The sequence below is a fragment of the Spiroplasma sp. ald genome (assembly GCF_044714355.1).
In the GTDB taxonomy this organism is placed as follows: Bacteria; Bacillota_I; Bacilli_A; order Mycoplasmatales; family Mycoplasmataceae; genus Spiroplasma; species Spiroplasma phoeniceum.
Window position 1 is genome coordinate 1 of the sequence record NZ_RXFY01000180.1, and the last position, 1,028, is coordinate 1,028.

Consider the following 1,028-nt stretch of genomic DNA (forward strand, 5'->3'; position numbering starts at 1 on the left):
AGATTCCTATAATTTCTATTTTAAATATATTTTATAGGAATTTTAAAATAACTAGGTTATGCAAGAAGTCTATTAAAAACCAAAGCATGAGAATTTTGACATGAGTTTTTAACTTTTTATTTGCCAAGTTTAAGATAATTTTATTTTTATTTAAAACTAAATTAAGTGACTTAACAATTTTATTTTAAATTAAAAAAACACTGATAAACATCAGTGCAAGTTATTTAATTAACGTAAAACTTGATCTAATAATTTTTGTCATTTTTGTGACTCTTTTTCTCATGATTCTTTTGATAAAATTATTTTTCGCTCACGCATTGCTTTTTTAACACGTGAAATATTTGTCAAACGAGCTTGTTTTTTAGCACGTTCTTCATATAAAGCATTATTTTTAGCAATTTCTTCTTTCCGTTTTTGTTCTAATAAAGCAATTTTTTCTTGTTCAATCTTATCAACATCTTTAAGTTTTGATGCTGCTTTAAGTTCTTTTTCCTTTGCTAATTTAATTTTTTCTTCTCATTTTTTTGCTGCAATAGCACATGCTTCATTATTTTTTTTAATTCATTCTTCATGCATTAGTTTTTCTTTTGCTGCTTTTATATCAGTTTTAGTAGTTAACTCTTTTCCTTCCTCAATAATTTGATTTATTAAATCAACTACTGGTAATTCTTCTTGCATAACAATTTTCTTTTTTATTGCCATAAATAAACTCCTCATCTTTTTATGTTTCGTTTCCTATATAAGAATATTTATTGATATTTCTACATAGACTATTGTTATTATATCAAAAAAAATAAAAAATTTAAAATATTCTTTTTGTGTATTCTATATATTTTGATTCAAAGGTAAAAAATGGTAAAAAGGGAGTAATATAATGCTAACATTTAACAATAAAAAATTAGATCAATTAGTTGCAAACTTTATTCATTAGACTTCTTGCATAACCTAGTTATTTTAAAATTCCTATAAAATATATTTAAAATAGAAATTATAGGAATCTAAAATTATGAAATTTGATAAATTTGATT

The 1,028-nt window shown here is 22.2% G+C and carries 1 protein-coding gene; it reads right to left on the reverse strand.

What is annotated here, in order from left to right:
- Positions 1-228: 228 nt before the first annotated feature.
- Positions 229-702 (reverse strand): hypothetical protein, encoded by a 474-nt coding sequence (locus EHU54_RS05975; protein ID WP_400249485.1) that lies wholly within the window; start codon positions 700-702, stop codon positions 229-231.
- Positions 703-1,028 lie beyond the last annotated feature (326 nt).